Origin of the sequence: Endozoicomonas sp. ONNA2 (assembly GCF_024606365.1) — a bacterium.
Classification (GTDB): domain Bacteria; phylum Pseudomonadota; class Gammaproteobacteria; order Pseudomonadales; family Endozoicomonadaceae; genus Endozoicomonas.
The window spans coordinates 1-1,119 of record NZ_JAHHPO010000679.1 but is presented as its reverse complement, the minus strand read 5'-3'; the positions used below and the strand labels follow the sequence as shown (position 1 = coordinate 1,119).

Below are 1,119 nucleotides of genomic sequence, written 5' to 3'. Positions count from 1 at the left end.
CAACGGTTGCTGGAAGGAATGTTACTGACAAACCACTATCTGCCTGAACACATTGATATACCGGATCTCTGCTTTTCAAACCGGGTGTCAACTGATGATGAAAGAGGCGTGGTTGTTGATGGTGATCACGTCATGTTGGGCCAGAAACGCCTGTGGCACTTTATCACGGCCATACTGTTCGAGCTTAAACAAACAGAGTATCAATTCAGGAATCAAAAGCTTACTGTCATGCCACACGATGGTGAACCGGTTGTACTCCAAAAACCGGATTTTACCCTCACGGATACCGGCCTTGTTATAAAGAACTGGACATTGCAACAGTTAACCGCCTTTTTCAAGGCAACCGAGTTCACAGAACAATGGTATAAAAAGCCTCAGGACAAACGGGAACCCTATGCGATCAGGCTTGAGGCCAAACTAGCCCAAATGAAAGCAAGAACCAAAGAGACCAGGAAAGCTGAGCCTAAAAAAGCAGCATTCCTGCTGTCACCTTCCATGATTATCGATATCATCAAATACAAAAAACCATTAAAGCCAGCGGTGTGGTCATCTCTGGAACACTATGCCAGCAACGGCCAGCTAACCACAAGTTTATGTAAGGCGCTCAGCCCGGTTATCCGAAATGATAATGATGGTGTTGTTCCTGAACTCGTTAAAAATGCAGTGGCTGAAAAATTGGTACAGATTGAGGCAACAAAAACACCCGTAGTAACAGCAATCGCTCTGCAACAACCTCCTGCAAGCACGACACCCCCTTGGGACCAGGATTCCACCAGGAGCATTCAAGGGCCGAAATTTACCTTTGAAGCGGCAATGGAAGAGCTGGATCGTTTTCCGATATTGGGGAATAGAGAACTTGAACTATTGGAACCCTATCGGGAAGAGATGATACTTCCGCAGTTAATAAGTGTTCTGCAAAAGATTAACCATCATGATGTGGATAAACAGACACAAAACGCCTGGCATTCAGCCTTGGAATGCAGAAAAAAAGACCCTCTTGGGCTGAACGACATTGACATTTGGGAATCGGATTCTGATTTATTGTCGCCGGATTTTGATTTATTTGCGACCGATTCAGAATGGGTCAACAACAATGACTGGATGGAAGAGTTCCTACAA

The 1,119-nt window shown here is 45.0% G+C and carries 1 protein-coding gene; it reads left to right on the top strand.

Annotated features, from left to right (window positions below; translation table 11 throughout):
* Window positions 1-18: 18 nt before the first annotated feature.
* On the top strand, window positions 19-1,119 hold a 1,101-nt coding region (locus KDK14_RS11940), incomplete at its 3' end, for a hypothetical protein (RefSeq protein WP_257265348.1).